Here is an 826-nt window from a genome sequence, read left to right as displayed (position 1 = left end):
GGTCGTTGCGGTTGAGCGCCGCGATTTAAGCGTTGAACTGAAAGCGATTGGCACGGTTATTCCTGCACATACGGTGAATGTGCAGAGCCGGGTTTCAGGCGCGCTGCAGCGCATTTATTTTCAGGAAGGCCATTTGGTTGCCAAAGGCCAGCTGCTGGCGCAAATAGACCCTGCGCCTTTTCAGGTGGAACTGGCTCAGGCGCAAGGCACTCAGCAGCAGAATATGGCGCAGCTGCGCAATGCGGAAACTGAGCTGGCGCGCTATCAATTGCTGTTTAAGCAGGACTCTATTGCCAAACAGCAGGTGGAGCAGCAGCAGGCTTTGGTGAATCAGCTGAAAGGGCAAATTCAGGCCAATCAGGCGCAAGTGGATGCCGCAAAACTGCAATTGTCTTATACCAAAATTTATTCACCGATTGCGGGGCGGGCTGGATTTAAGCAAAAGGATGCCGGCAATTTAATTCAGGCCAATGAACAGGCCGGCTTAGTCACGGTGACGCAGGTTCATCCGATTTATGTGCAGTTCGCAGTGGCGGAAAACTATTTAGACACCTTGCGCGCAGCAGCCGGCAAAGGGCAGAAAGCGCAAGTCAGTGCATGGGATAAAGCCGAGCAAAAGCAATTGGCTTTAGGACAGGTGCAGGCTTTGGATAACCAAATTGACCTCAATACGGGGACATTGAAATTAAAAGCGGTGTTTGATAACCGCGATGATGCGCTGTTTCCGAACCAGTTTGTCAATATCCGACTGAATGCCCAAACCATTCAGGATGCGGTCAGCATTCCGAATGACGCCATTCAGCATGGCGCAAAAGGCACCTATGTC

Annotated in this window: 1 protein-coding gene; it reads left to right on the top strand. The window is 51.6% G+C overall.

Going from position 1 to position 826, the window contains the following annotated elements; translation table 11 throughout:
• The coding region (locus RR876_RS16710; RefSeq protein WP_332637159.1) for an efflux RND transporter periplasmic adaptor subunit at positions 1-826 on the top strand (826 nt) is incomplete at both ends.

This window comes from Acinetobacter sp., assembly GCF_036666595.1.
Lineage (GTDB): Bacteria > Pseudomonadota > Gammaproteobacteria > Pseudomonadales > Moraxellaceae > Acinetobacter.
This window is presented reverse-complemented; position numbering and strand designations above follow the sequence as displayed.